We start from the raw sequence: 23408 nt of genomic DNA, 5'->3' as shown, positions 1-23408 counted from the left end.
TCGCAATGAACGACACAACAGATCCGCAGGCTGCACTGAATCACATTCCCGCCGACATCCATTGCGCGCAGGACTATGAGCGCCTCGCACGCAAGCACATCGACCCGCGCGCACTGGCCTATATCGACGGCGGCAGCGGCACGGAAACAACGCTGCGCAGCAACCTCGACGCATTCTCCGGCCTCAGCCTGCGACCGCGCCTGCTGCGCGACCTGAGCGCGGGCCATACGCGACTGCGCCTGCTCGGCCGCACGCTGCTGCATCCGGTCATGCTCGCGCCGGTCGCATTTCACAGGCTTGCCCACCCCGAAGGCGAACTCGCGAGCGCAAGCGGCGCGGCCGCCATGGATGCCTGCATGGTGTGCTCCACCTTGTCCTCCGTCCGCCTGGAAGACGTCGCCGAACGGGCGGGCGCGCAGAAATGGTTTCAGCTGTATTTTCAGCCGCGGCGGGAAGTCACCCTCGATCTCGTCCGGCGCGCTGAAAGGGCTGGCTTCAGCGCGCTGATCGTCACGCTGGACGCATCGATCCAGAGCGCCAGCATCCGCGCACGCCGCGCGGGCTTCGTCATGCCGTCCGCGATTCAGCCGGTCAACCTTGCCGCTTACCCGGCGCCCCCGCAGGTTCGGTTGAACCGGGATCAAAGCATCATCTTTCAGGGCATGATGAGCGAAGCCCCGACCTGGGACGATCTGGCCTGGCTGCTCACGCACACCGCCCTGCCCGTTGTGGTCAAGGGTGTGCTCCACCCCGCGGACGCCGTTGAGCTCCGCCGCAAGGGAGTGGCTGCGCTGGTCGTCTCGAACCACGGCGGCCGCAGTCTCGATGGCGTGCCGGCCAGCCTCGTTGCCCTGCCGGAGATCCGCCGGGCGGTGGGTGAGGACTATCCCTTGTTGCTCGACAGCGGCATTCGCAGCGGCACCGACATCTTCAAGGCACTCGCACTTGGCGCCGACGCAGTGATGATCGGCCGTCTGCAGCTTCATGCGCTGGCCGTCGCCGGCGCGCTCGGCGTGGCCCACCTGATCAGGACGCTGCGCGAGGAACTCGAGGTCTGCATGGCCCTTGCCGGCTGCGCGACCCTGGACGATATCGGCCCGGACATGATTCAAGAACAGAAAGGGGCGCACCACACATGCTGATTCCGATCGAAAATGTCCTGAGCAAGGACGAAGTACTGCACTTCAGGCAGCAACTCGCCGCTGCAGACTGGCAGGATGGGGTCAAGACCGCGGGCACCCTGGCGCGCTCGGCAAAGACCAACCTCCAGCTCGAAGACGGCTCGGCACTCGCCGTTGCGCTGGGCAACCACATCCTGCGCAAGCTGGGCAACCACCCTGCCTTCATCTCCGCGGCACTCCCCCACCGCATCTTTCCACCGAAGTTCAACTGCTACCGCAACGGCGGCGCTTACGGGCTACACGTCGATAGCGCGCTGATGGCGATCGGTGGCACGGGACTCACCGTGCGCTCGGACCTGTCCGCCACGCTGTTCCTGTCCGAACCGGACGAATACGATGGCGGCGAACTGCAGATCGACGGCCCCTTCGGCGTACAGGCGGTCAAACTCGGCGCCGGCGACATGGTGCTCTATCCGTCGAGCAGCCTGCACCAGGTGACCCCGGTCACCCGCGGGGAGCGCATCGCATCCTTCTTCTGGATACAGAGCATGGTGCAGCAGCAGGACGACCGGGCCCTGCTTTACGATCTCGACCAGGCCATCCAGGGACTCACGCCACACAGTGCGACCAGTCCCGACCTGATCACGCTGACGCAGGTCTATCACAACCTGCTCCGGCGCTGGGCTGTGACCTGATACGCCAAGGGCGATAGCCATACTGCGTGCATGGATACAACAACGGTTGAGCCAGATCAAGCATTTATTAATGCGATGCATTATCATTTCCATGAACTTTCATCGCCGAGCTTCCAATGAACCAGGCCACGCTGACTGAACACGCAAGTCTTGTCGCTACCGAGTCGGGCACCACAACCCTCGCACTGGTCGGACACCCGAACGTAGGCAAATCGGTGTTGTTTCATCGGCTTACCGGCACGTACGTAAACGTCTCCAACTACCCCGGCACAACCGTCGAGGTTGCCCGCGCATCGGCCCGCTTCGATCGCGAGATGTCCTTGCTCGACACCCCCGGGGTGCTCGCCCTGCCCTCGCGCAGTGACGATGAACGAGCCACCGTGCGCGCCCTGCTGCATGAAGACCTGCGCCTGATCGTGCAGGTGGGCGACGCCAAGAACCTGCGCCGCACCCTGAACCTCACCGCCCTGCTCGCAGAACTGGGCGTGCCGATGGTGATGGCGCTGAACATGACCGACGAGGCCAGCGCACGCGGCGTGACGGTAGATGCGCCCGCACTCGCCGAGGCGCTGGGCGTACCCGTCGTGGCCACTGTCGCAACGGGCGGCGAAGGCATCGCCCCGCTCACCGAAGCACTGGTCCACGCGCGCCATCCTGCAGCCATGCTGCGTTACGACCCGGAGATCGAGGCCGTTATCGATCAGGTCACGGCCATGATCGCCACGCGCTCACCTCACCCGAGACTGGCAGCCCGCGGCCTGGCCATCCTGCTGCTAGGACACGATGCAGAAGTGCAAGCCTGGCTCGCCACCCGCCCCGAGGGAGCTGCACTGCTGGCGGAGATCGCAGCCCTCGCGCCGGCTATCGGTCGTGACTCCCTGCCGGCCCGACTCGCGCGCGAGCGCGGCCGCGCAGCTGAAGCGCTGTCACGCACCGTGTCGCAACAGGCCGCGGGCAAGGACCGCAGCCTGTCCCTGCTGATCGGACAAGTGGCCGTGCACCGGATCTGGGGCTGGCCAATGCTGCTGGCCGTGCTCTACGTGGTCTATCTGTTTGTCGGTGATTTTGGTGCCAGCACCCTGGTCGGTCTGCTCGAAGAGGACTTCTTCGGCGGCATCCTCAACCCGGCGGTCACCACCCTGGTGCAGGCCCACGTCACCATTCCGTGGGTCGCCGACCTGCTCGTGGGCGAATACGGCTTGTGGACGATGGGCATGACCTACGCGCTGGCGCTGATTCTGCCCATCGTGACCACCTTCTTCCTTGCCTTCGGCCTGCTCGAAGACTCCGGCTACTTCACCCGCCTGTCGGTCATCGCCAACCGCACCTTCGCAGCCATCGGCCTCAATGGCCGCGCAGTGCTGCCGATGGTGCTGGGCCTGGGCTGCGTGACCATGGCGACCCTGACCACCCGCATCCTGCACACGCCGCGCGAACGCCTGATCACCATCTTCCTGATGGCGCTGGCCATTCCGTGTTCGGCTCAGCTTGGCGTGGTGCTCGGTCTGCTGGGTGGCATCTCCTTCACCGCAACCGTGATCTGGGCAGGTGCGATGGTGCTGGTGCTGCTCAGCGCCGGCTGGCTTGCGGGCAAACTGGTAAAGGGCCGCCGCGTACCGCTCGTTACCGAGCTGCCGCCGATGCGCATGCCGGTGCTGGGCAATGTGCTGAAGAAAACCGGCGGCCGCCTCAAGTGGTACCTGATCGAGGTCATCCCGCTCTTTCTGCTCGGCACGCTGATCATGTTCGTGCTCGACCGCACCGGCGCCCTGCCGTGGATCATCGAGGCCGGCAAACCGCTGGTCACCGGCTGGCTCGGACTGCCACCGGAAGCCAGCGCGGCCTTCGTCATGGGCTTCCTGCGCCGCGACTTCGGCGCCACCGGCCTGTTTGCACTGAGTCACCAGCTGGACATGGTGCAGGCCGTCGTCGGCATGGTCACCATCACCCTGTTCGTGCCCTGCATCGCCAGCGTGATGATGATCGTCAAGGAGCAAGGCGTTCGCACCACCGCACTGATGCTGGCGATGATCATGCCCACCGCCTTCTTCGTCGGCGGCGTGCTCAACCACTTCCTGCGCCTCTTCTTCTGAACGAGATCGACATGAGCCCATCCCCCTCGGAGCGTATCCGCCTCACCGGCACCCCAGTTGGCCGCAAGGTCCGCGTTGCGGAATACGGCAAGGAGATCGACCCGTTGCAGGTCGAGCAGCTGCACGCTTATGGCATGTCACCGCCCCACATCATTCGCGTGACGCAGCAGCAGCCGATGACCGTGGTGTTGTGCGACCACATGGAGCTTGCGCTCGAACATGATGTCGCACGCCACGTCTGGGTCGAGGAAGCCTGAGCCTTCCCCGTTCCAGCTACCAGCCCAAGCCCTTGCGCATCAGAATCAGCAAGCCCATGCCGAAGATGAAGGGCAGCCAGGGATTACGCGAGCGCAAGGCAAAGAAGAGTACCACCAGCGCCGCGGCAAACTTCGGGTTGAAGGGCTGCAGCGCCCCTTCGTCCAGGAGGATGTCAGGTGCCACCAGTGCTGACAGCGCTGCAGCCGGCGCGTAGCGCAATGCACGATGCAATGCCTTGGGCAGGCGGGCCTTTTCCCCGAGCATGATGAAGCTGCCGCGGGTCAGAACGGTGGTGCTGCCGATGGCGATGAATGTCAGCCACAGCCAGATGCCTTCGCTCATGCGCCCGCCCTCCGCTGCTGCCAGTGCTCGGCAACGAAGCCCGATGCGATGCCGATCGCGATGCCGGCAAACAGGCCCAGCCGCAGCGGAAGCTCGCGCAGAAGCACGGCCGAAACGCCGCCAGCGAGCGCAGCAACCAGCATCGGCCGGGAACGCGCCATCGGGATCATCATCAGCATCAGGGCGATGGTCACCATGAACTCGAGCGACCAGTCGGTCGGGATCACTTCTGCGCCAAGCGTGCCCAGCAGCACAAAGGTCTGCCACAGGGACCAGGCCCATGCCGACGGCGCAATGAAATAGCCCCAGCGCCACTCGGGATCCTCACTCGCAAGCATCTTCTCCGAACCGACGGCGAATACACCATCGACCAGCAGATAGCTCGCACGCGCCCGCCGCGACCAGGCATGACCATGAAACGCGGGCGCGAGCGCGGCGCTGAAAATCACGAAGCGCAGATTGAGCACCATCGCGGTCAGAAAGATCAGCCACAGCGGCGCACCAGTTGCGATCAGGGGCAAGGTACCCAGCTGCGCCGTGCCTGCATAGACGAGCAGATTCATGCCCATTGCCTCGACCGGCGACAGGCCGATCGAACGCATCGCAATGCCGGTGACGACCGCCCACGGCACAAGGCCGAGCGACATCGGCAGAAAATCGCGCCAGCCTTCACGGGCACCAAGACGGAAAGCGGTGTTCATGTCCACATCCGGAGGAAAAGGCGCACTAGGTTAGCAGTGCCCGCCAAAGCAACCATAGACGCTTGTGCACGAATCGACCATCACACCTTGAGTAATTGCGTTTGCATGAGCGCGGGTTTGCCCTGCTTCTGTGTGCGATACTTTGCTGAGATGATCTGAACACCTGAACACCTTTTCCAAGATGCTTAACATGTCAGGCCAACCCGTCTCCGACCCCGACCGCACCCGCCTCGACAAGTGGCTGTGGGCAGCCCGCTTCTTCAAGCACCGAAGTGCTGCAACCGAAGCGGTGGAAGGCGGCAAGGTAAAATTGAACGGCGCGTCGGCCAAACCGGCCCGTGCAGTGAAGCCGGGCGACCGGATAGACATCACTCAGGCCGAAGCCACCATCTCGGTGCGTGTATGCGGCATCGCCGAAAAACGCGGCCCTGCCGAGCAGGCCCGCCTGCTGTACGAAGAGAGCGCGGAGAGCATTGCTCGCCGCGAAACCGAACGCGAGGCTCGCCGCCTCGCAGCGACACCCGGAGCAGGCCTGCACGGTCGCCCGACCAAACGGGACCGCAGGCAGATCGAGCGCTTTCAGCGCGAGTAGCAACGCTGCCCGCACAAGGAGCAGGAAGGAGCAAGGCAGCATGGCCCCCCCGTCGCCCACCGCCCGTTCGTGCGTATCGGCAATGAGCTTGCCGGCACGGCGTCGTTCCGCCCTGATCACGGCGGCCGTCGTCGCGGCGGTCATCGCCTTGCAGTGGCTGGCCCTGCAGCAGTATCAGGAGGTGGAAGCCTCACGGTCCGAACGCGCCTTCGCGCGCACGGTCGATCAGGCCACGGTTTCATTGATACAGCAGACTGTGCTCTATCAGAACGCTGTCCTGGGCCTGCGTGCCCATTACCTCGGCAGCGACGAAGTCACCGTTGCAGAGTTTGCGCGATATGCACGCGCGCTGGAGATTGAACAGGCCGTGCCCGGGTTGCGCGCATTTGCCTTCAACCGGGAAGTGAGCGAGGACGATCGCGAAGCGTATGTGAAATGGGTCAGAAAGACCCTTTCCGATTATGACCCGGCGTACGCAAGTTTTGACATCTACCCTGTCGAACCCGGCCATACGCACCACGTCGTCGAGACCATCCATCCGCCACTGGGCAATCAGCGTTCCCTGGGGTACGACCTCATGAGCAGCGACGTCCGTCGCCTCGCGATCGCCCGTGCGCGCAGCCACGGCTTCGCCGCCACGCCGCCGATCCGTCTGCAGCAGGCACCCAACGCCGTTGCAGTGCTCATACTGGCGCCGGTCAGCACACCGGGCTGGAACGGTCATTTCTCGAACCAGCAGACCGTCGCTGCATCCTTCCTCGTCAACGATCTCATCAACACCGCCATTGCACCGGCGCTGCGCCGCCGCTTCCACCTGCAGATCGTCGACCTGGGCGCCGAAGAAGGCCTGGACACCTATCCCGCGGTACTGTTCGAAGACGACGCGATCGACAACGAATCCCTGCCCTACCGGCAAACACTGCACCGGACCCACATCTACGGCGGCCGCCGCTGGGATATCCGTTTCACCCCCCGCAACGTCGAACTCAACCTGATCCCGATGCCTGTCATCGTGCTCCTCATGCTCGGAGGCGCCCTGATGGCCGGAACGATCACCCATCTTGGCCAGCAGCGCATCCGCCGCGCTGCGCGAAATCAGGCTCTCGCCGACCAGGCGCTGGACTGTGTGCTCGAGATCGATGCCGACGGCCTCGTGCGCAGTGCCGATGCGTCGACCGCCCGTATCACCGGCCTGCCGCGAGCGCAGTGGGAAGGCAGGCCGCTGTGGAACAACGTTGTCGAAGAAGACGCAGATGCGGTCAGGACAGGCTTTGGCAAGGTGGTCACGGAAGGCGCCCCGGTTGCGCTCGAGTGCCGCCTCCTGCGCCCGAACGACGAAGCACGCTGGGTCGAAATGCGCCTCGGCAACCAACTCGCCAAACGCACAATCGGTGCCGTGCTGGCGCAGGTATCGGATATCAATGCACGCAAGCAGGCCGAGGCCGAAATCGAGCGCCTGGCATTCTTCGACCCGCTGACAAAGTTGCCCAACCGGCGCCTGCTGGAACAGCGCGCCGAAATGACCTTCAGTGCGGCGCGCCGCCATCGCGGGCGTGCCGCACTGCTCGTCATCGATCTCGACGGCTTCAAGCAGATCAACGACAACGCGGGGCACGCCACGGGCGACACGGTTCTCGCCACCGTGGCGACCCGCCTGCAACTGGCCCTGCGTGACAGCGACACCGTGGCACGACTCGGGGGGGACGAATTCGTGATCCTGCTCGGTCAACCCGCAAACGAGGTGGACGTCCGTGCCGCTGCGGGTCGGCTCACGCGCGACCTGGCTCTGCCCCTGAACGTAGACGGCCGCAACTGGTTCGTCCGCGCCAGCATCGGCATGGCGATGTTCCCCGACCATGGCACGAGCTTTGCCGAACTGCTCAGTCGGGCAGACGCTGCAATGTACCGCAGCAAACGCAGCGGAAGCGGGCTCAACACCATGGCTGGCCCCATCCCCTGAGAACCGGGCTCAGGCGCTCAGACCAGCGCCAGGGCGAGAGCAACCGGCAGAAACAGCATCGAGAAGAGATTGCCGATCAGTACCATGGACGCCACTTTCTCCGGCTCCTGATGGTAGCGCTCGGCGAAGATGTAGTTCAGGACCGCCGGCGGCAGGGCGCCAAAGACCAGCAGTAGCGCCTGTTCGCGAGGCGGCAGGTCGATGAGCAGCATCACCCCCCACGCCAGCAGCATGCCGGTCACCGGCCGCACAACCGCAGCGAACACACCCAGACCGACCGAGGTGATCCGGGAATCGTTCAGCCGCACGCCAAGCGCGAACAGCATCAGCGGAATAGCGATATCGCCCAGCATCTTGATTGCCAGCATCAGCGGCGACCACACTTCGAATCCGGAAACGGCAACCGCCAGGCCGGCCATCGTCGCCAGCACGGACGGCACCCGCCAGACCGTGGCAATCCGGATGTTGTGGTCGAGAAGCCAGGCGCCAAACGAGAAGTGCAGCAGGTTCGACACCATGAACATCACCACCGCAGGTGCCAGCGCCTCGTCGCCAAAAGCCAGCACGGCAAGTGGCAGCCCCAGGTTGCCGCAGTTGTTGAACATCTGTGGCGGCACGAAGGTCTTGGCATCCACCTTTGCAATGCGGGCAGTCACCCAGCCCATCACCCCAGCGCCCAGCACCATGATCAGGGTGGCGCCGAGCAGCGGCATGTACTCGGAGATGTGAAATTCCTTGTTCGCGAGCGCGGCAAACACCAGCGCCGGCACAAACACGTCCATGTTGAGCTTGTTGGCATGGGACATGTCGGGCTTCAGCCGCTTGCCGACGAAATAACCCAGCGCGGTGATCGCAAACAGGGGGAACAGGATCGAGACGATGCGAATGAGCATGATGGCTACCGAAATTGCAGCGCGACATGCACGCCGTGTACAAACGCAGAGCCGGTCACACCCGGCCCTGAAAGATCATGATTCTGCGTCAGAACTCCGCGCCCGACACGGGTGAATGGCGACGCCATCATTCAGCATGGCTGGCGCCGGCATTCGCCGAGCGCGCTCAAAGAACGTAACGCGCGAGATCCTCCCGCTCGGCCAGAACCTCGAGTCGGGTATCGACGTAAGACGCATCAACGACCAGCGCCGTGAGCCCGATCTTGCCGGCGTCGAAGGAAACCTCTTCGAGCAGCTTTTCCATCACGGTATAGAGCCGTCGGGCACCGATGTTTTCGGTTTTTTCGTTCACCTGATAGGCAATCTCGGCCAGGCGGCGAATGCCGTCTGGCCTGAATTCAAGCGTCACTCCGTCGGTCGCGAGCAGTGCTTCGTACTGTCGGGTGAGGCAGGCATCGGTGCTGGTCAGAATGCACTCGAAGTCCTCGACCGACAACGCATCCAGTTCGACCCGGATCGGGAAGCGCCCCTGCAACTCGGGGATCAGGTCGCTCGGCCGCGACAGATGAAACGCACCGCTGGCGATGAAGAGCACATGGTCGGTCTTGACCATGCCGTACTTGGTCGAAATCGTCGTCCCTTCCACCAGGGGCAGCAAGTCGCGCTGCACACCCTGGCGCGAAACGTCCGCCCCCTGCGAGTCGGAGCGCGCGGCGATCTTGTCGATCTCATCGAGAAAGACGATGCCGTTCTGCTCGACCGCCTTCACTGCAGCGGTCTTCACCTCCTCGTCATTGACCAGGCGGGCGGCCTCTTCCTCGACCAGCAACTTGAGCGCCTCGACGATCTTGAGCTTGCGCTGCTTGCGCTTGCCGTTGCCCATGTTCTGGAACATGCCCTGAATCTGCTGGGTCAGCTCCTCCATGCCCGGCGGGGCGAAGATCTCCGCGTGCATCGGTGACGCTGCCAGTTCGATCTCGATTTCCTTGTCATCGAGCTCGCCTTCGCGCAGCTTCTTGCGGAATTTCTGCCGCGTGGTCGAATCTTGCGTTTCGGGCTCGGCATTGAATCCGGCACCGCGTGCGGGCGGCAGCAGGGCATCGAGCACCCGGTCCTCGGCGGCGTCGAGCGCACGGTCACGCACCACTCGCATCGCTTCCTCGCGTCCATCCTTGATCGCGATCTCGACCAGATCCCGGATGATCGTCTCCACGTCACGCCCGACATAGCCCACCTCGGTGAACTTGGTGGCCTCGATCTTGATGAAGGGCGCGTTGGCCAGCCGCGCCAGGCGGCGGGCGATCTCGGTCTTGCCGACGCCGGTCGGGCCGATCATGAGAATGTTCTTCGGCGTGATCTCGCTGCGCAGCGGCTCGGCCACCTGGGCGCGACGCCAGCGGTTGCGCAGTGCAATTGCCACCGACTTCTTGGCTCGATTCTGGCCGACGATGTGCTTGTCGAGTTCGGAAACGATCTCGGGTGGGGTCATCTGGGTCATGAGGGCACTCGAAAGGAGGTCAGTCCAGCACTTCGATGGTGTGGCACTGGTTGGTATAGATGCACAGGTCTCCAGCGATGGCGAGTGACTTCGCCACCACTTCCTGCGGTGTGAGTTCGGTATTTTCGATCAGACCACGCGCGGCGGCCTGCGCGTAGGCGCCGCCGCTGCCGATGGCGACGATACCCTGTTCGGGCTCAAGCACGTCACCATTGCCGGTAATCACCAGCGAATGGTCGCGGTCGGCCACCGCGAGCATGGCTTCGAGGCGGCGCAGCATGCGATCGGTGCGCCAGTCCTTGGCCAGTTCGACAGCGCTGCGCAGCAGGTTGCCCTGGTGCTTTTCCAGCTTTGCCTCGAAACGCTCGAACAATGTAAAGGCGTCTGCCGTACCGCCCGCGAAGCCCGCCAGAATGCGGCCCTGATACAGGGTACGCACCTTGCGTGCCGAGGCCTTGATGACGATATTGCCAAGGGTGACCTGGCCATCGCCGCCGAGCGCGACGCGGTTTCCGCGACGCACCGAAAGAATGGTTGTGCCGTGATACTGTTCCATCATGAATCCTTGCCGGAATTGGTGTAGGGCTTGAAGCCTGGCTGGCGAGCGTTTGCAGCCAATGGCATTGCTCAGGGGCGCAGAGTCACCTGAGCAACCTGATCGACGCTCATGACACGCAGCAGGGCACCAACCATGGCGTTCACATTCTGCATGACCACGAGTTTACCCTGAGACTGCAAGGTGGCAAGAACGTTGAACAAGGTACCGGCACCGACGAAATCGATGCGTTTGAGACGACTGCAATCCACCGTCACCACCTGAAGTCCGGACGCGTGCGCGGCGAGCTTGCGGATGGGCTCGTTCGAGGCACCCGTCAATTCGCCTTCGAAACGGAAAGCGTCCCCGCCGCGGGCTGCGGTATCGAGCACCGCAGTATCTTCCGCTGCTTTCTGCTGGGACTTGAACTCCCAGGATGGCGGCGACTCCTCAAAGGTGACGGCATAGTCGACGGCGAGATCCTCGAAACGCGCGTGCTCGCCCGTGTATTGCAGCAGCTCGAGCATCAGCAACCAGATCTCGCGATTGTCGCCGCGCCCAGGCGCCACCTGTCCCTGCAACATATTGACCAGCTGCGCTGCGTTGAGCACCGACACCCGCACCCGGTCGCTTGCCAGTTGCGTCAGGGCCTTGCTCAGCAGACCGCAGCCGGTATCGTCAACAGCGCGCAGGCGCCCGAGATCGATCCTGATCGCCCCGCTCTTGCGGCCGATCACGCAGATCTGCTGAAACTGCGGTGCGGCCTGACCAGAGAGATTGCCGGAGAGGTTGATCAGCGGCGCAACATCGCCACGCCGCGCACCCGGCTGACAGGAAAGATCCACCCACGGCGGAGGTGAACGCTCGAAGCGGGTAGCGTAATCAAGGACGCGCGACTCGAAGCGTTCGCGTTGCCCGGTGAGCCGGTACAGATCGAGCAGCATCATCCACAGGCCTTCGCCCGCCGAATTGGTGGAGTCCTCGATCACGAAGTCGAGCACGCGCTCGGCTTCAGCCACGTTACCGTTTGCGTAGAGCACCGCCGCCTCTTCATAGATGGCGCCGATGCCCGCACCCACTTCCTGCACTTCCACCATGCCAGCGCATTGCGCCAGGGCACGATTGACGTCACCACCCGAGAAATCGAGCGTAGACAGTTCGGTACGCGGAGACTGCGAGCGCCGGGCGTCCGAAGTAGCCGGCGCATGTTGCTCGCCGGGCGCGGAATTGGGTTTCTTGCCGAAAAAGGGAAGCGCCACGCCTGAATCAACCAGAATGATTGCGGGGATGCCAGTATTGACTGGCCTGAAAGCATATCACTTCAGCACAGGTGCTTGCGCAGCAGAATCTCACACCCGCCGCGGGCCCGTCCCGCCTCGCGCAGGAAACGAATGCTTACCTTTTGCAAACACCTTGCCACCAATGAACCACAATCCAGTCTGGCTGCTCGGCTAGAATGCTGCAATGCAAACGAATCATACGCCCGGCGACCCGGCGTTCCCGCCCGGTTTCGTCCTGCCTGTTCGTGTCTATTACGAAGACACCGACGCGGCAGGCGTCGTTTACTACGCCAATTACCTGCGCTTCTGTGAGCGTGCGCGCACCGAGTGGCTGCGTGCAATCGGTTTTGAACAGCAGCGCATGCTCGCTGAAGACGGTCTCGCCTTCGTCGTACGTTCGGTCAGGGCCGATTACCGCTCGCCCGCCCGACTCGACGACGCACTTACCGTTGTCAGCACAATAGATCAGCTTCGCCGCGCCAGCATCACCTTCGGGCAGAAAGTGATGCGAGGCGACACCCTCCTGTTCGATGCAGACATCCAGATTGCCTGTGTCGACTGGAACCGCAACAGGCCGGCACCGATTCCGGATGCCGTCCGCACCCAACTCGAAAAACTCCAAACAGCATGACTGTCTCCCACGACCTTTCCATTCTCAGCCTGATCAGTCAGGCCAGCGTACTCGTGCAACTGGTGATGGCGCTGCTCGCCACCGTCTCGCTGGTGTCCTGGTACTGGATTTTTCGCAAGTGGTTCCAGATCCGGGCTGCTCGCACGAAAACGGCCGAGTTCGAGCGCGACTTCTGGAGCGGCGGTGACCTCAACGGTCTGTTCCAGTCGGCTTCGGCCGGCCGCCATCACAGCGGCGGCATGGAACGCATCTTTGAATCCGGCTACCGTGAATTCACCAAGCTGCGCGCCAAGAGCCACGACCAGACAGCGACCATCGATGGCGCTCGCCGCGCGATGCGGGCAACCTACCAGCGCGAAGTCGATGACCTCGAAGCCCATCTGGCCTTTCTGGCATCTGTTGGCTCGGTGTCACCCTACATCGGCCTGCTGGGCACCGTCTGGGGCATCATGAACGCCTTCCGCGGCCTCGCCAACGTCGGCGCAGCAACGCTCACACAGGTCGCCCCCGGCATTGCCGAAGCGCTTGTCGCAACCGCGATCGGCCTGTTTGCGGCCATCCCCGCCGTCGTGGCGTACAACCGCTTCGTCCATGACATCGACCGGATCAGCATCCGTTTCGAGAGTTTCATGGAAGAGTTCTCGAACATCCTGCAGCGGCACCTGCGCTAAGCGGTCGGGAGGCAAGACATGCGCCAACGCCGCCTCATGAACCAGATCAACGTCGTGCCCTACATCGACGTGATGCTGGTGCTGCTCGTCATCTTCATGGTGACTGCGCCGATGGTACAGCCGGGCAATATCGACGTACCCTCGTCCGGCCCCCTCGCCTCGCCTCCGGCCGAGGCCATGGTGATCGAGGTCAGCAAGGATGGTTCGCTCGCACTGCGTGCAAGCAGCAGCGCGAGCTCGAAGAAGCTATCCAGCCTCGAGTTCCAGCGTGAGCTGAAGCAGGCCATCGCCAGCAATCCGGAGCAGCCCTTTCTGGTCGCAGCAAGCAGCGAACTTCAGTACCAGAAGGTGATCGACATTCTCGAAACCGCTCGCGAACTGGGCGTGAAGAAGATCAGCCTGCAGACCCAATCGGGCAACCGGGGCCAATGAACGAAGAACGTCACAGCCCGCAGGAGCAACCCGGGAAACTCGCATCGCTCACGCTGACCGTCGTGGTTCACGTGGGTCTGGCGCTGTTCCTGTTCTTCGGCATCAACTGGCAGAGCAAGCCGCCGGCATCGCTCGAGGTCGAGCTCGTCTCGGCCCCGCCCAGCCGTCCCGCGCCGCAGATCGAGCCTGCGCCGGAACCCAAGCCCGAGCCCCCGAAACCCGAACCCAAGCCCGAACCAAAACCAGAGCCAAAGCCGGTACCCAAGCCGGTGCCGCCGCCCGAGCCACCCAAACCGGTGGTCAAGCCCGAGATTGCGACCAAGGCGCCGGAAAAGAAGCCGGAGCCACCCAAACCCGAGCCCAAACCCGAACCGAAGAAGCCGGAGCCAAAGAAGCCCGAACCCAAGCCCGAGCCCAAGAAACCGGAACCGCCGAAACCCGAGCCCAAACCGGAACCGAAAAAACCCGAGCCCAAGCCAGAGCCCAAAAAGCCCGAACCCAAGGTCGAGCCGAAGAAGCCCGAGCCCCCGAAGCCGGTCGCTCCGCCAAAGGACGACTACATGGCCAAGCTGCTGGAACAGGAAAGTGACCGCGCCAAGGTCGAAGGCATGATGCGCGGAGAAGCTGCGCGCGCTGCGTCGGCGCGCACCAAGGGCGAAATCGACGCCTACCAGAACGCGATTCGCACCAAGGTCCGCGGCAATCTGCTGAGCCCACCCGGGCTGAGCGGCAACCCCGAAGCGGTATTCGAGGTGGATCAACTGCCAAGCGGCGAAGTCCTGGTCATCCGGCTGAAGCGTTCATCAGGTATTCCTGCGCTCGACGATGCGATCGAACGCGCAATCCGGCGCTCCAGTCCGCTGCCACTGCCCGCCCAAAGGGAACTTTTTCAGCGTACGCTGGAACTGAAGTTCCGTCCTCTGGATGAATAAGGTCACCCTATGGCTATAATCGACAACATTGTTGTGCACCACGTTATGACCAAAATTCTCGCCTCCTTCCGTCTGCTGCTCGCCGGAGCGCTCGCCTGCATCGCACTCGGCGCCCATGCGCAGCTCTCCATCGAGATCACCGGCGCCGGCGCTTCGCGCTTCCCGGTCATCATCCCGGTGTTCGAAAATGAAAGCAGCCTGCCGCGCGGCATCTCGGACGTCGTCCGGGCCGACCTCGAGCGCAGTGGGCTCTTCAGTCTGGTCGATATCGGCCCCCTGCCCCTGCCGGAATCACGTGTACCCGACCTTGCCGCCATGCGTGGACGGGGTGCCGATGCAGTGCTGAGCGCATCGCTGCTACCACAGTCCGACGGCCGCTACGAAGTCCGTTTCCGCCTGTTCGACACCCAGAAGCAGGTTGAACTGGGCGCGATGTCGCTGCGGATGGCGCCAGCACAGAACCGGCTCACCGGCCACCGCATCGCGGATTTCGTCTACGAGAAGCTCACCGGCCTGCCCGGTTACTTCGCCACCCGCATCGCCTACGTGGTGAAGAGCGGTGCGCGCTACGAACTGCAGATCGCCGACGCCGACGGCATGAATGCGCAGGCTGCGCTTGTGTCCCGCGAGCCCATCATCTCGCCCGCATGGTCGCCCGATGGGCAGCGTCTGGCCTACGTCTCCTTTGAGGCCAAGAAGCCCATCATCTACATCCATACCCTGGCAACCGGCCAGCGTCAGGTGGTCGCCAACTTCAAGGGCTCCAACTCCGCGCCAACCTGGTCACCCGATGGTGGTCAGCTCGCAGTCGTGCTGACCAAGGACGGACAGTCGCAGCTCTACGTGCTCAATGCCGACGGTTCGGGCGTGCGTCGCCTGGCCAGCTCGGCCGGCATCGATACAGAGCCGGCCTGGTCGCCCGACGGGCAGTGGATTTATTTCACCTCCGACCGCGGCGGCAGCCCCCAGATCTATCGCATTCCGACCGGCGGCGGCAACGCCCAGCGGGTGACCTTCGAAGGCAGCTACAACGTCACGCCGCGCCCCTCGGCCGACGGCAAGCTGCTCGCCTTCATCACCCGCAGCAACGGCAAATTTCAGGTGGCTGTGAATGACCTCGCCAGCCGCCAGACAACGATCCTCACCGATTCGGCGCGTGACGAATCTCCAAGCTTCGCGCCAAATGGCCGCATGATCCTTTACGCCACCGAAACCGGTGGGCGTGGAGTGCTTGCGGCCGTATCGTCCGATGGCCGGGTGAAGCAACGCCTTTCGGTGCAGGCCGCTGATGTGAGGGAGCCCGCATGGGGTCCCTTGCAAAGGTAACAACGCTGCTGTCCCTTGCATAATCAAATTGGAGATACATCCATGAAAAAACTGCTGTTGCCCGCTCTGCTGTCCGCCCTCCTTGCCGCCTGCTCCAGCACCGGCACCGATGCGACCGGCGCCAAGGTTGAAGATCGTACCGGCGCGGGCGCCGGTGTCGCCACCGTAACCGCACCGGGCATGTCCGGCTCCGGCATCGCTGCGCTGACCGATCCCAACAACATCCTGTCCAAGCGCAGCGTGTACTTCGACTACGACAGCTTCGTCATCAAGAGTGAAGGCAAGGCGCTGATCGAAGCGCACGCCCGCTTCCTGGTGCAGAACCCGCAGATGAAGGTGCTCCTGCAGGGCAACACCGACGAACGCGGCAGCCGTGAGTACAACCTTGCACTCGGCCAGAAGCGTGCCGACGCCGTGCGTCAGGCCCTGAGCCTGCTCGGCGCCAAGGAATCGCAGATCGAGTCCGTCAGCCTGGGCGAAGAGAAGCCGCGTTGCACCGACGCGTCGGAAGCCTGCTACGCGCAGAACCGCCGTGGCGACATCCTGTACTCGGGTGAGTTCTGATGATTCGCCTCCTGCCACTGGCGGCGCTTGTCGCACTGTCTATGGCCGGGCCCGCGCAAGCGGGCTTGTTCGACGACACTGACGCGCGTCGCCAGATCACCGAGATGCGGCAGGATCTGGAAGGCCGGATCGAAACGTCCAATCGTGGGCAGCTCGAACTGGCCAACCAGAACGAAAAGCTGCGCGCAGAAGTCGCCAAGCTGCGTGGCCAGCTCGAAGTCGTGCTCAATGAAGTCGAGTCGCTCAAGCAGCGTCAACGCGATTTCTACGTCGACCTCGATGCCCGCATGCGCGCGCTCGAAACCGCGGGCCAGACCGCACCGCAAGCAGGTGGAAACGCAGCAGAAGAAGCTGCCGAATATGAAGCCGCACTGAACCTTCTCAAGGAAGGCAAGGCGCGCGAAGCCATGACGGCTTTCGAGAGTTTCGTCGTTCGCTACCCCGACAACGCCAGCACCCCCAGTGCGCACTTCTGGGCGGGCAATGCAGCCTTGCAGAACAAGGATGCAGCAGCAGCCAGCCGGCACTTCAATACTGTGCTCGGCAAGTGGCCCAACGATGTGGTGGCGCCTGACGCCATGCTCGGCCTTGCCAACAGCCAGCAAGCCATGGGCGATCCGAAAACGTCCCAGCGCACGCTGCAGACCCTGATTGAACGTTACCCGTCGTCTAACGCCGCGCAGGCTGCGAAGCAACGGCTGGCAAAGCGCTAAGCCATGGCAGATCAGGAAAACGTCAGTCGCAGCACGACTTTGCGGCTGTCGGAAATTTTTGCTTCACTGCAGGGCGAGTCGACCCGCGTCGGCCTGCCCACTGTTTTTGTCCGCCTGACCGGTTGCCCCTTGCGCTGCACCTGGTGCGATACCGCCTATGCCTTCAAGGGCGGCGAGACCGTCAGTCTTGAATCGGTGCTCGAAGATGTGGCCAGCCACGGCCTGCACTCGGTGTGCGTCACCGGTGGCGAACCGCTGGCACAGACCGCCTGCCTTGCGCTGCTCACCGCACTGTGCGATGCCGGGCACTCGGTATCGCTTGAGACCAGCGGCGCGCTCGACATCAGCGCCGTCGACCCTCGCGTTTCGCGCATCATGGACCTCAAGGCGCCCGGCTCCGGCGAGTCTGCGAGAAACCGTTTCGAAAACATCGCACTGCTCAACGCACACGACGAGATCAAGATCGTGCTGGCCGACGAGGCCGACTACGAGTGGGCCAAGGGCAGAATTGCCGAGTACGATCTCGCCGCTCGCTGTACCGTTCTGCTCTCGCCGGTTGCCGGCAAGCTCGACCCGGCCCGGCTCGCCGAGTGGATCGTACGCGACCGCCTGCCCGTGCGCTTCCAGCTGCAACTGCACAAGGTGCTATGGCAGGACGCCCGCGGGCGCTGAACCAACGCGCCCCCGTGCGCCCCCTCTGACTAGCCCGGAGCTATTCCATGACTTCAACGCCCCGCGCCATCGTCCTGCTGTCTGGCGGGCTGGATTCCGCCACCTGCCTGGCCATCGCCCGCGAGCAGGGTTTTGAAACCTACGCCCTGTCCGTCGCCTACGGCCAGCGCCATGTCGCCGAGCTGACGGCATCGAAACGCGTCGCCGAAGCCCTTGGCGCCAGGGAGCACCGCCTCGCCCGCGTCGAACTCGGCCAGTTCGGCGGCTCGGCCCTGACCGACCCCGGCATCGCCGTGCCCGAAGACGTCGAGGCGGACGGCATCCCGGTCACCTACGTACCGGCCCGCAATACCGTCATGCTGTCGATCGCAATGGCCTGGGCCGAAGTACTCGGTGCACGCGATGTCTTCGTCGGCGTCAATGCAGTGGATTACTCCGGCTACCCGGATTGTCGTCCTGCCTTCATCGAAGCCTTTCAGGCCATGGCCAACCTCGCCACCAAGGCCGGCATCGAAGGCCATGGCCTGCGCATTCATGCCCCGCTGATGACGCTATCCAAAGCCGACATCATCCGACGCGGGACCGCGCTGGGCGTTAACTACGGGCTGACGGTGTCATGCTATCAGGCGGCAGACGACGGCCGCGCCTGCGGACGCTGCGACGCCTGCCGCCTGCGCCGTGCCGGCTTCGAAGCTGCCGGCGTTGACGACCCCACACCTTATCAACACCGAAATGGCTGATTTCAAATAGAATCGCAGCTCGTTTCCGTTCCGGTATCTGCGCCATGGAAGAAGCACCAATCGCCGTATCGACCATCGCCCTGCTCGCCTTCGCCATCGGCATCGTGTTCGGGTTCGTTGGCAACAAGACCAATTTCTGCACCCTCGGCGCAGTATCGGACATCGTCAACATGGGCGACTGGAACCGCATGCGCATGTGGATGCTGTCAATCGCGGTTGCCGTGCTCGGCACGGCAGCGCTCGGGCTGGGCGGGCTGATAGACGTATCGAAGTCGATCTACACCGGCAGTCGCCTGATCTGGCTGTCGCACATCTTCGGGGGCATCTGTTTCGGCATCGGCATGACGCTCGCGTCAGGATGCGGCAGCAAGACCCTGATCCGTATCGGCGCCGGCAACCTGAAGTCCCTTGTGGTGTTCTTCTTCGTCGCCATCGGCGCCTACATGACGCTGCGCGGGCTGTTTGGCGTATGGCGGGTGAACTTCATCGACGTGGTGGCCATCGACCTGGCGCACGCCCAGGACCTCCCTTCCTTTCTCTCCAGCGCAGGCTTCGCACCGGATGTCGCGGTCCTGCTCGCTGCCGGCGTCATCGGAGGCGGCCTGCTGCTGGCCGCACTCGCCCGGCGCGAGGCATGGCGCAGCGACGTCCTTCTCGGCGGCATTGTGATCGGTGGCCTGATCCTCGCCGGCTGGTACGTTTCCGCCCACGTCGGCTACATTGCCGAGCACCCCGAAACGCTTGAAGAAGCATTCATCGGCACCAACAGCGGCCGCGCGGAATCGCTGTCCTTTGTTGCGCCGCTCGCCTACACACTGGAGTTGCTGATGCTGTGGAGCGACACCAGCCGGGTGGTGACTTTCGGTATTGCCTGCGCGCTCGGCGTCATCGCCGGCTCCATGCTGTACGCGCTGAGCACCCGCAGTTTCCGCCTTGAAGGCTTTCGCACACCGGACGATCTCATCCGCCACCTCATCGGCGGCATTCTGATGGGCTTCGGCGGGGTCACGGCGATGGGCTGCACCATCGGCCAGGGCATCACCGGCCTGTCCACGCTGGCCATCGGCTCTTTCCTTGCGACTGCGGCCATCATTGCCGGCGCCGCGGCGACCATGAAAGTGCAGTACTGGCTGATGATGCGCGAGGCCTGATCCTCTGCCACCCTGCCTGCGCACAAGACGTGGCAGCAGGGTGCGAGCAGACGGGCAGATAGCGGCCCGTCCCGTGGCTTGCATCAAGCGAGATCGGACAGCGGATGTTCGCCCTGAAAACGGGGTCGCAGGAGCGCAGCGATTTCTTCGGCGTCGACGTCCGCGATTGAAGCGTTCTGCCAATGGGGATTCCGGTCCTTGTCCACCAGCAAGGCGCGCACACCTTCGGAGAAGTCGGGCTGCATCGTCGCCGCCAACGAGACCTGATACTCAAGACGAAACACGTCGGCGAGCGACAGATGCAAGGCGCGCTCCCACAAGGTAAAGGAAAGCACGGCCGAACTCGGTGCCCCCCGGCTGAAGGTGGCTGCGGCAGCGGCGAGCCACGGCTCGGAATCCTGACCGAGCGCCTGCAGGCGTGCCACGATCGGCGCCAGGCCGTCGTGTCCGATGAGGGCGTCGATGCGGTCGAAGTGACGACGCAACATCGACTCCGGCTTCGCCGCCCGACGACCGGACTCTTCGAGCAGATGGCTCAGTCTGCGGTGGTTCACAGCGGCATCGTCGCTCCAGCTGGTCTCACCGAAGGCGGTCAGCACCCCTGACTTGTCTTCGTGCTCGAGCATGAAGTCGGCGAGGCCGGCGAAACGTGCGTCGGCCGCATTGATCTGGGCGCCGGTCAGTGCGAGAAAGAGCCCGCTCCGCCCGGGCATGCGCCGCAGGAACCAGCTCCCGCCCACATCCGGATAGAGCCCGATGCTGATCTCAGGCATCGCCATCCTGGTCTGCATCGTCGCGACCCGGTGCGAAGCGCCCGCCATCAGCCCGATCCCGCCCCCCATGACGATGCCGTGCCCCCAGCACAGCACCGGTTTCGGACAGGTGTGAATGCGATAGTCGAGGCGATACTCGCGCTCGAAGAAGGCCGGAACGATGGCGGGCGTCTCGTGGCTGCCGGTCGCACGGGCCTCGCGGATCGCGTGATAGAGCGCCCGCACATCACCACCGGCACAGAAAGCCTTGTCACCGGCACCGTCGAGCACAATGCCGACGATCTGCGGATCGGCCACCCAGGCATCGAACTGGGGCGCGAGGCGGTCGATCATCTCGAGCGACAACGCATTGAGGGTGCCTGGCGCGTTCAGCGTGGCATGGCCGAAACGTCGGCCACAGGCAGTCGGAATTTCGCGCAGGATCACGCATTCGCTCATGTCACTACTCCGGAGTCAGGGTTGCGGCCAATCACCGGTCTTGGCCGGATGTGGCTGAAATCAACCCGTGACTATGCCACCCGACAGCGCACGATCCAAGCGCAACGCGCCCCAGACGGTCATTCGGGCGGGTCCGGAGCGCGCGGCGGATACGCGACAGCCCCTGTGCTCAGCGAGCTTGATGGCGTTCCACGCAGCGCTCCAACCCGCCACGCGCAACCTTCTGGACTGCCAGCAGGAGCGCATGATCGACCCCGGAAAGGCTGAACCGCGACTGCAACTCGTCACGCAAACGCAGGAAGAGATGCGCGGTCGCCTCCGCATCGGCCAGAGCGCGGTGATAACGGCCGGTCGCGGGCAATTGCAGCGTGCGCACGAGGGTGCCGAGCTTGTGGTTCGGCGCATCCGGGAACAGTCGCCGCGACAGCAACAGCGAGCACACGAAGTCGCCTCCGCGCTGCCGCCCCAGTTGCGCAAGTTCGGCATCCCAGAACTTGCGGTCGAAGGCCGCATTATGCGCAACCAGCGAACACTCACCGACAAAGTCAGCGACCTCACTCATCACCTGTTCCACCCGTGGCGCAGCGCGGACCATGGCATTGGTGATGCCAGTGAGGGCCTGAATCTCGTAGGGGACGTGCGCACCAGCATTCATGAGGCTCTGGTAACGATCGACGATGGCCCCGTCGCGCACGAGGACTGCGGCAATCTCGGTCGGCCGTGCTCCCAGTCCGGGAGACATGCCCGTGGTCTCGAAGTCGATGACGGCATACGTGCTCAAAGGGATCTTCCTGCTTCGGTTCATCAAAGGAGTGCATCATGCAGTGCGGCACGATACCCGCTTAGCGCTGGCGACAAAAGGCAAGCCGGTCCGCCTCCGTCACATTCACCGTCAGTGCCATCCATGCGGCGTCATGCTGCACCGCAGATCGACGCCTGTAACGCAATTCGTTAGTGTATGCAGATATTCAAATATTAGGAGCGGACATGCGCCGACTCATCACGATTCTGATCGGGACCCTGTGCCTGCTCTCAGCGCATGTCGTGCACGCCATCGACATGCGTGCAGTCAAGGTCGGCCCCCACAGCTGGTATGTCATGGGCAAGGCCGGCATGGCCTCGGCAGTCAACGAAGGCTTCATGTCCAACGCGGGCTTTGTCATCACCCCCGACGGCGTGGTGGTGTTCGATGCCCTCGGAACGCCGGCGCTGGGTGAAAGACTGATCGGCGAAATCCGCAAGCTTACCGACAAGCCGATCCGGCGCGTGGTCATCAGCCACTATCATGCCGACCACTACTACGGCCTGCAGGCATTCAAGGCCGTCGGCGCCGAGGTCTGGTCCCATCGCCGCGGCCTTGAAGCGCTCAATTCGGATGGCGCCCAGGCACGACTCGCCCAGCGTCGCGCCGACCTCTTTCCCTTCGTCGATGACAAGACCCGCCTGATCCCTGCCGATCTCTGGCTGGACGGGGACACCGCATTCGAGATGGGCGGCCTCCACTTCCGCATCACTTACGTGGGGCCTGCACATGCGCCCGACGACGTGGTGATGGAAGTCGTCGAAGACAAGATCATGTTCGCAGGCGACATGCTGTTCCGCGGACGCGTGCCTTTCGTCGGTGACGCGGACACCGCGCAGTGGTTGCGCGCACTCGATCTCCTGATCGCTGCGCGGCCTGACGCGCTGGTGCCCGGCCACGGCCCCGCTTCCACCAACCCGCAGGCCGATCTGGCGCTCACGCGCGACTACCTGATCTACCTGCGCGAATCCATGGGCAAGGCGGTGGCTGACCTCAAGTCCTTCGACGAAGCCTACGCAAGTACGGACTGGCACCAGTGGCAAAAGCTGCCAGCCTTCCGCGAGGCAAATCGCGCCAACGCCTACAACGTCTTCCTGCAGATGGAGAAAGGCTCGCTGCGCTGACGAGCTGCAAGTGCGCACCCGGATTTCTCGCACATCCCGGCCCGTCGGGGCATTTTTTCACACGTAAACTTGACTCGGAATAAACTCGCCCCTAGAATTGTTGGCTGTTCCGGGGGTCGTTAGCTCAGCTGGTAGAGCAGCGGACTTTTAATCCGTTGGTCGCGTGTTCGATCCACGCACGGCCTACCAAGTGAACCAAGGGGATAGCCGGACTGAGGTCTGGCTATTTTCTTTTCAATCCGTTGTTCGCTCCGAATGTCGGTCCATTTCTGGCGCCGGCACCATCCGCAGGACACATCATTCGCGGGGGACCGAAGCCTACTCGGACCCGGCGCCTGTGCTGCTCATCGAGCAGTCGGGCACTGCATCGCGATCATGCACATCACGGTCGCCTTTCGTGCGGCGCGCACACCGAAGTACCCAGCGCGCCGACCACCTCTGCCGCCAGGTGCGCCCGGGGTGCCAACGCAA

The 23408-nt window shown here is 63.6% G+C and carries 25 protein-coding genes and 1 tRNA gene; 18 read left to right on the top strand and 8 right to left on the bottom strand.

The window, feature by feature from the left end; all coding sequences use genetic code 11:
• Positions 1–5: 5 nt before the first annotated feature.
• The 4 genes from CEW87_RS09880 to CEW87_RS09865 all read left to right on the top strand — a co-directional run bounded on the left by CEW87_RS09880 (position 6) and on the right by CEW87_RS09865 (position 4166).
• Positions 6–1142, top strand: coding sequence for an alpha-hydroxy acid oxidase (locus CEW87_RS09880; RefSeq protein ID WP_108977095.1), 1137 nt, complete (start codon positions 6–8; stop codon positions 1140–1142).
• The gene (locus CEW87_RS09875; RefSeq protein ID WP_108972655.1) at positions 1136–1816 is read left to right on the top strand and encodes a Fe2+-dependent dioxygenase; all 681 of its coding nucleotides are present in this window, start codon (positions 1136–1138) and stop codon (positions 1814–1816) included. Before CEW87_RS09880 ends, CEW87_RS09875 begins: the two co-directional genes overlap by 7 nt.
• Before the next feature lie 116 nt (positions 1817–1932).
• Positions 1933–3909 carry a ferrous iron transport protein B gene (gene feoB, locus CEW87_RS09870; protein ID WP_108972654.1) on the top strand — a complete coding sequence of 659 codons (1977 nt, stop codon included), beginning with the start codon at positions 1933–1935 and terminating at the stop codon, positions 3907–3909.
• An 11-nt stretch (positions 3910–3920) separates the two neighbouring features.
• Positions 3921–4166, top strand: a complete 246-nt coding sequence (locus CEW87_RS09865) for a ferrous iron transport protein A (RefSeq protein ID WP_108972652.1) — start codon at positions 3921–3923, stop codon at positions 4164–4166.
• A gap of 16 nt (positions 4167–4182) precedes the next feature.
• On the opposite strand, the gene CEW87_RS09860 is transcribed toward CEW87_RS09865, so the two are convergent.
• Both CEW87_RS09860 and CEW87_RS09855 read right to left on the bottom strand, forming a co-directional pair.
• A complete protein-coding gene (locus CEW87_RS09860) occupies positions 4183–4509 on the bottom strand; it encodes an AzlD domain-containing protein (RefSeq protein WP_108972650.1) in 327 nt (108 codons plus the stop codon).
• A complete protein-coding gene (locus CEW87_RS09855; RefSeq protein WP_108972649.1) occupies positions 4506–5210 on the bottom strand; it encodes an AzlC family ABC transporter permease in 705 nt (234 codons plus the stop codon). The genes CEW87_RS09860 and CEW87_RS09855 overlap by 4 nt, the downstream gene beginning before the upstream one ends.
• A gap of 190 nt (positions 5211–5400) precedes the next feature.
• Between CEW87_RS09855 and CEW87_RS09850 the strand changes: the two genes are divergently transcribed.
• Complete coding sequence (locus CEW87_RS09850; protein ID WP_108972647.1) at positions 5401–5802, top strand: RNA-binding S4 domain-containing protein; 402 nt, start codon at positions 5401–5403, stop codon at positions 5800–5802.
• Positions 5803–5842: 40 nt separating this feature from the next.
• Positions 5843–7762, top strand: coding sequence for a diguanylate cyclase domain-containing protein (locus CEW87_RS09845; protein ID WP_108972645.1), 1920 nt, complete (start codon positions 5843–5845; stop codon positions 7760–7762).
• Positions 7763–7779: 17 nt separating this feature from the next.
• Here the strand turns inward: CEW87_RS09845 and CEW87_RS09840 are convergent, their stop codons facing one another.
• The 4 genes from CEW87_RS09840 to CEW87_RS09825 all read right to left on the bottom strand — a co-directional run bounded on the left by CEW87_RS09840 (position 7780) and on the right by CEW87_RS09825 (position 11947).
• Complete coding sequence (locus CEW87_RS09840; protein WP_108972643.1) at positions 7780–8655, bottom strand: AEC family transporter; 876 nt, start codon at positions 8653–8655, stop codon at positions 7780–7782.
• A gap of 166 nt (positions 8656–8821) precedes the next feature.
• Positions 8822–10153 carry an ATP-dependent protease ATPase subunit HslU gene (gene hslU, locus CEW87_RS09835; RefSeq protein ID WP_108972641.1) on the bottom strand — a complete coding sequence of 444 codons (1332 nt, stop codon included), beginning with the start codon at positions 10151–10153 and terminating at the stop codon, positions 8822–8824.
• Between the two features lie 19 nt (positions 10154–10172).
• Positions 10173–10709 (bottom strand): ATP-dependent protease subunit HslV, encoded by a 537-nt coding sequence (gene hslV, locus CEW87_RS09830; RefSeq protein ID WP_108951514.1) that lies wholly within the window; start codon positions 10707–10709, stop codon positions 10173–10175.
• A gap of 71 nt (positions 10710–10780) precedes the next feature.
• Positions 10781–11947 carry an STAS domain-containing protein gene (locus CEW87_RS09825; RefSeq protein ID WP_199917161.1) on the bottom strand — a complete coding sequence of 389 codons (1167 nt, stop codon included), beginning with the start codon at positions 11945–11947 and terminating at the stop codon, positions 10781–10783.
• Positions 11948–12152: 205 nt separating this feature from the next.
• Here CEW87_RS09825 and ybgC point away from each other — a divergent pair, with 205 nt between their 5' ends.
• Genes ybgC through CEW87_RS09775 form a run of 10 tightly spaced genes read left to right on the top strand, consistent with a single transcriptional unit; the run spans position 12153 to position 19800 of the window.
• The gene (ybgC, locus tag CEW87_RS09820) at positions 12153–12599 is read left to right on the top strand and encodes a tol-pal system-associated acyl-CoA thioesterase (RefSeq protein WP_108972638.1); all 447 of its coding nucleotides are present in this window, start codon (positions 12153–12155) and stop codon (positions 12597–12599) included.
• Complete coding sequence (tolQ, locus tag CEW87_RS09815) at positions 12596–13270, top strand: protein TolQ (RefSeq protein ID WP_108972636.1); 675 nt, start codon at positions 12596–12598, stop codon at positions 13268–13270. Before ybgC ends, tolQ begins: the two co-directional genes overlap by 4 nt.
• Positions 13271–13288: 18 nt before the next feature.
• Positions 13289–13702 carry an ExbD/TolR family protein gene (locus tag CEW87_RS09810; protein ID WP_108972635.1) on the top strand — a complete coding sequence of 138 codons (414 nt, stop codon included), beginning with the start codon at positions 13289–13291 and terminating at the stop codon, positions 13700–13702.
• Positions 13699–14634, top strand: coding sequence for an energy transducer TonB (locus CEW87_RS09805; protein WP_108972633.1), 936 nt, complete (start codon positions 13699–13701; stop codon positions 14632–14634). Before CEW87_RS09810 ends, CEW87_RS09805 begins: the two co-directional genes overlap by 4 nt.
• 45 nt (positions 14635–14679) lie before the next feature.
• Positions 14680–15960, top strand: a complete 1281-nt coding sequence (tolB, locus tag CEW87_RS09800) for a Tol-Pal system beta propeller repeat protein TolB (RefSeq protein ID WP_108977091.1) — start codon at positions 14680–14682, stop codon at positions 15958–15960.
• A gap of 42 nt (positions 15961–16002) precedes the next feature.
• Positions 16003–16524 carry a peptidoglycan-associated lipoprotein Pal gene (gene pal / locus CEW87_RS09795; RefSeq protein WP_108950600.1) on the top strand — a complete coding sequence of 174 codons (522 nt, stop codon included), beginning with the start codon at positions 16003–16005 and terminating at the stop codon, positions 16522–16524.
• Positions 16524–17237 (top strand): tol-pal system protein YbgF, encoded by a 714-nt coding sequence (gene ybgF, locus CEW87_RS09790; RefSeq protein WP_108972631.1) that lies wholly within the window; start codon positions 16524–16526, stop codon positions 17235–17237. Before pal ends, ybgF begins: the two co-directional genes overlap by 1 nt.
• A gap of 3 nt (positions 17238–17240) precedes the next feature.
• Entirely contained in the window at positions 17241–17909 is a 669-nt protein-coding gene (queE, locus tag CEW87_RS09785; protein ID WP_108972629.1) for a 7-carboxy-7-deazaguanine synthase QueE, read from the top strand.
• Positions 17910–17956: 47 nt separating this feature from the next.
• The gene (gene queC / locus CEW87_RS09780) at positions 17957–18649 is read left to right on the top strand and encodes a 7-cyano-7-deazaguanine synthase QueC (RefSeq protein WP_108972627.1); all 693 of its coding nucleotides are present in this window, start codon (positions 17957–17959) and stop codon (positions 18647–18649) included.
• Positions 18650–18693: 44 nt separating this feature from the next.
• Positions 18694–19800: a YeeE/YedE family protein gene (locus CEW87_RS09775; protein WP_108972625.1), complete on the top strand. Its 1107-nt coding sequence runs from the start codon at positions 18694–18696 to the stop codon at positions 19798–19800.
• An 83-nt stretch (positions 19801–19883) separates the two neighbouring features.
• Here the strand turns inward: CEW87_RS09775 and CEW87_RS09770 are convergent, their stop codons facing one another.
• The gene (locus CEW87_RS09770) at positions 19884–21011 is read right to left on the bottom strand and encodes an enoyl-CoA hydratase/isomerase family protein (RefSeq protein ID WP_108972624.1); all 1128 of its coding nucleotides are present in this window, start codon (positions 21009–21011) and stop codon (positions 19884–19886) included.
• Positions 21012–21180: 169 nt separating this feature from the next.
• Positions 21181–21792, bottom strand: a complete 612-nt coding sequence (locus CEW87_RS09765; RefSeq protein WP_108972622.1) for a PolC-type DNA polymerase III — start codon at positions 21790–21792, stop codon at positions 21181–21183.
• 206 nt (positions 21793–21998) lie between these two features.
• On the opposite strand from CEW87_RS09765, the gene CEW87_RS09760 reads away from it, so the two are divergent.
• Both CEW87_RS09760 and CEW87_RS09755 read left to right on the top strand, forming a co-directional pair.
• Positions 21999–22937, top strand: a complete 939-nt coding sequence (locus CEW87_RS09760; RefSeq protein ID WP_108972620.1) for an MBL fold metallo-hydrolase — start codon at positions 21999–22001, stop codon at positions 22935–22937.
• Between the two features lie 113 nt (positions 22938–23050).
• Positions 23051–23126: transfer RNA gene (locus tag CEW87_RS09755), tRNA-Lys, on the top strand.
• The last annotated feature ends 282 nt before the right edge of the window (positions 23127–23408 follow it).

The sequence above is a fragment of the Parazoarcus communis genome (assembly GCF_003111665.1).
Classification (GTDB): domain Bacteria; phylum Pseudomonadota; class Gammaproteobacteria; order Burkholderiales; family Rhodocyclaceae; genus Parazoarcus; species Parazoarcus communis_B.
Note: the sequence above shows the minus strand (reverse complement) of the source record. Positions and strands in the feature narration are given on the sequence as shown.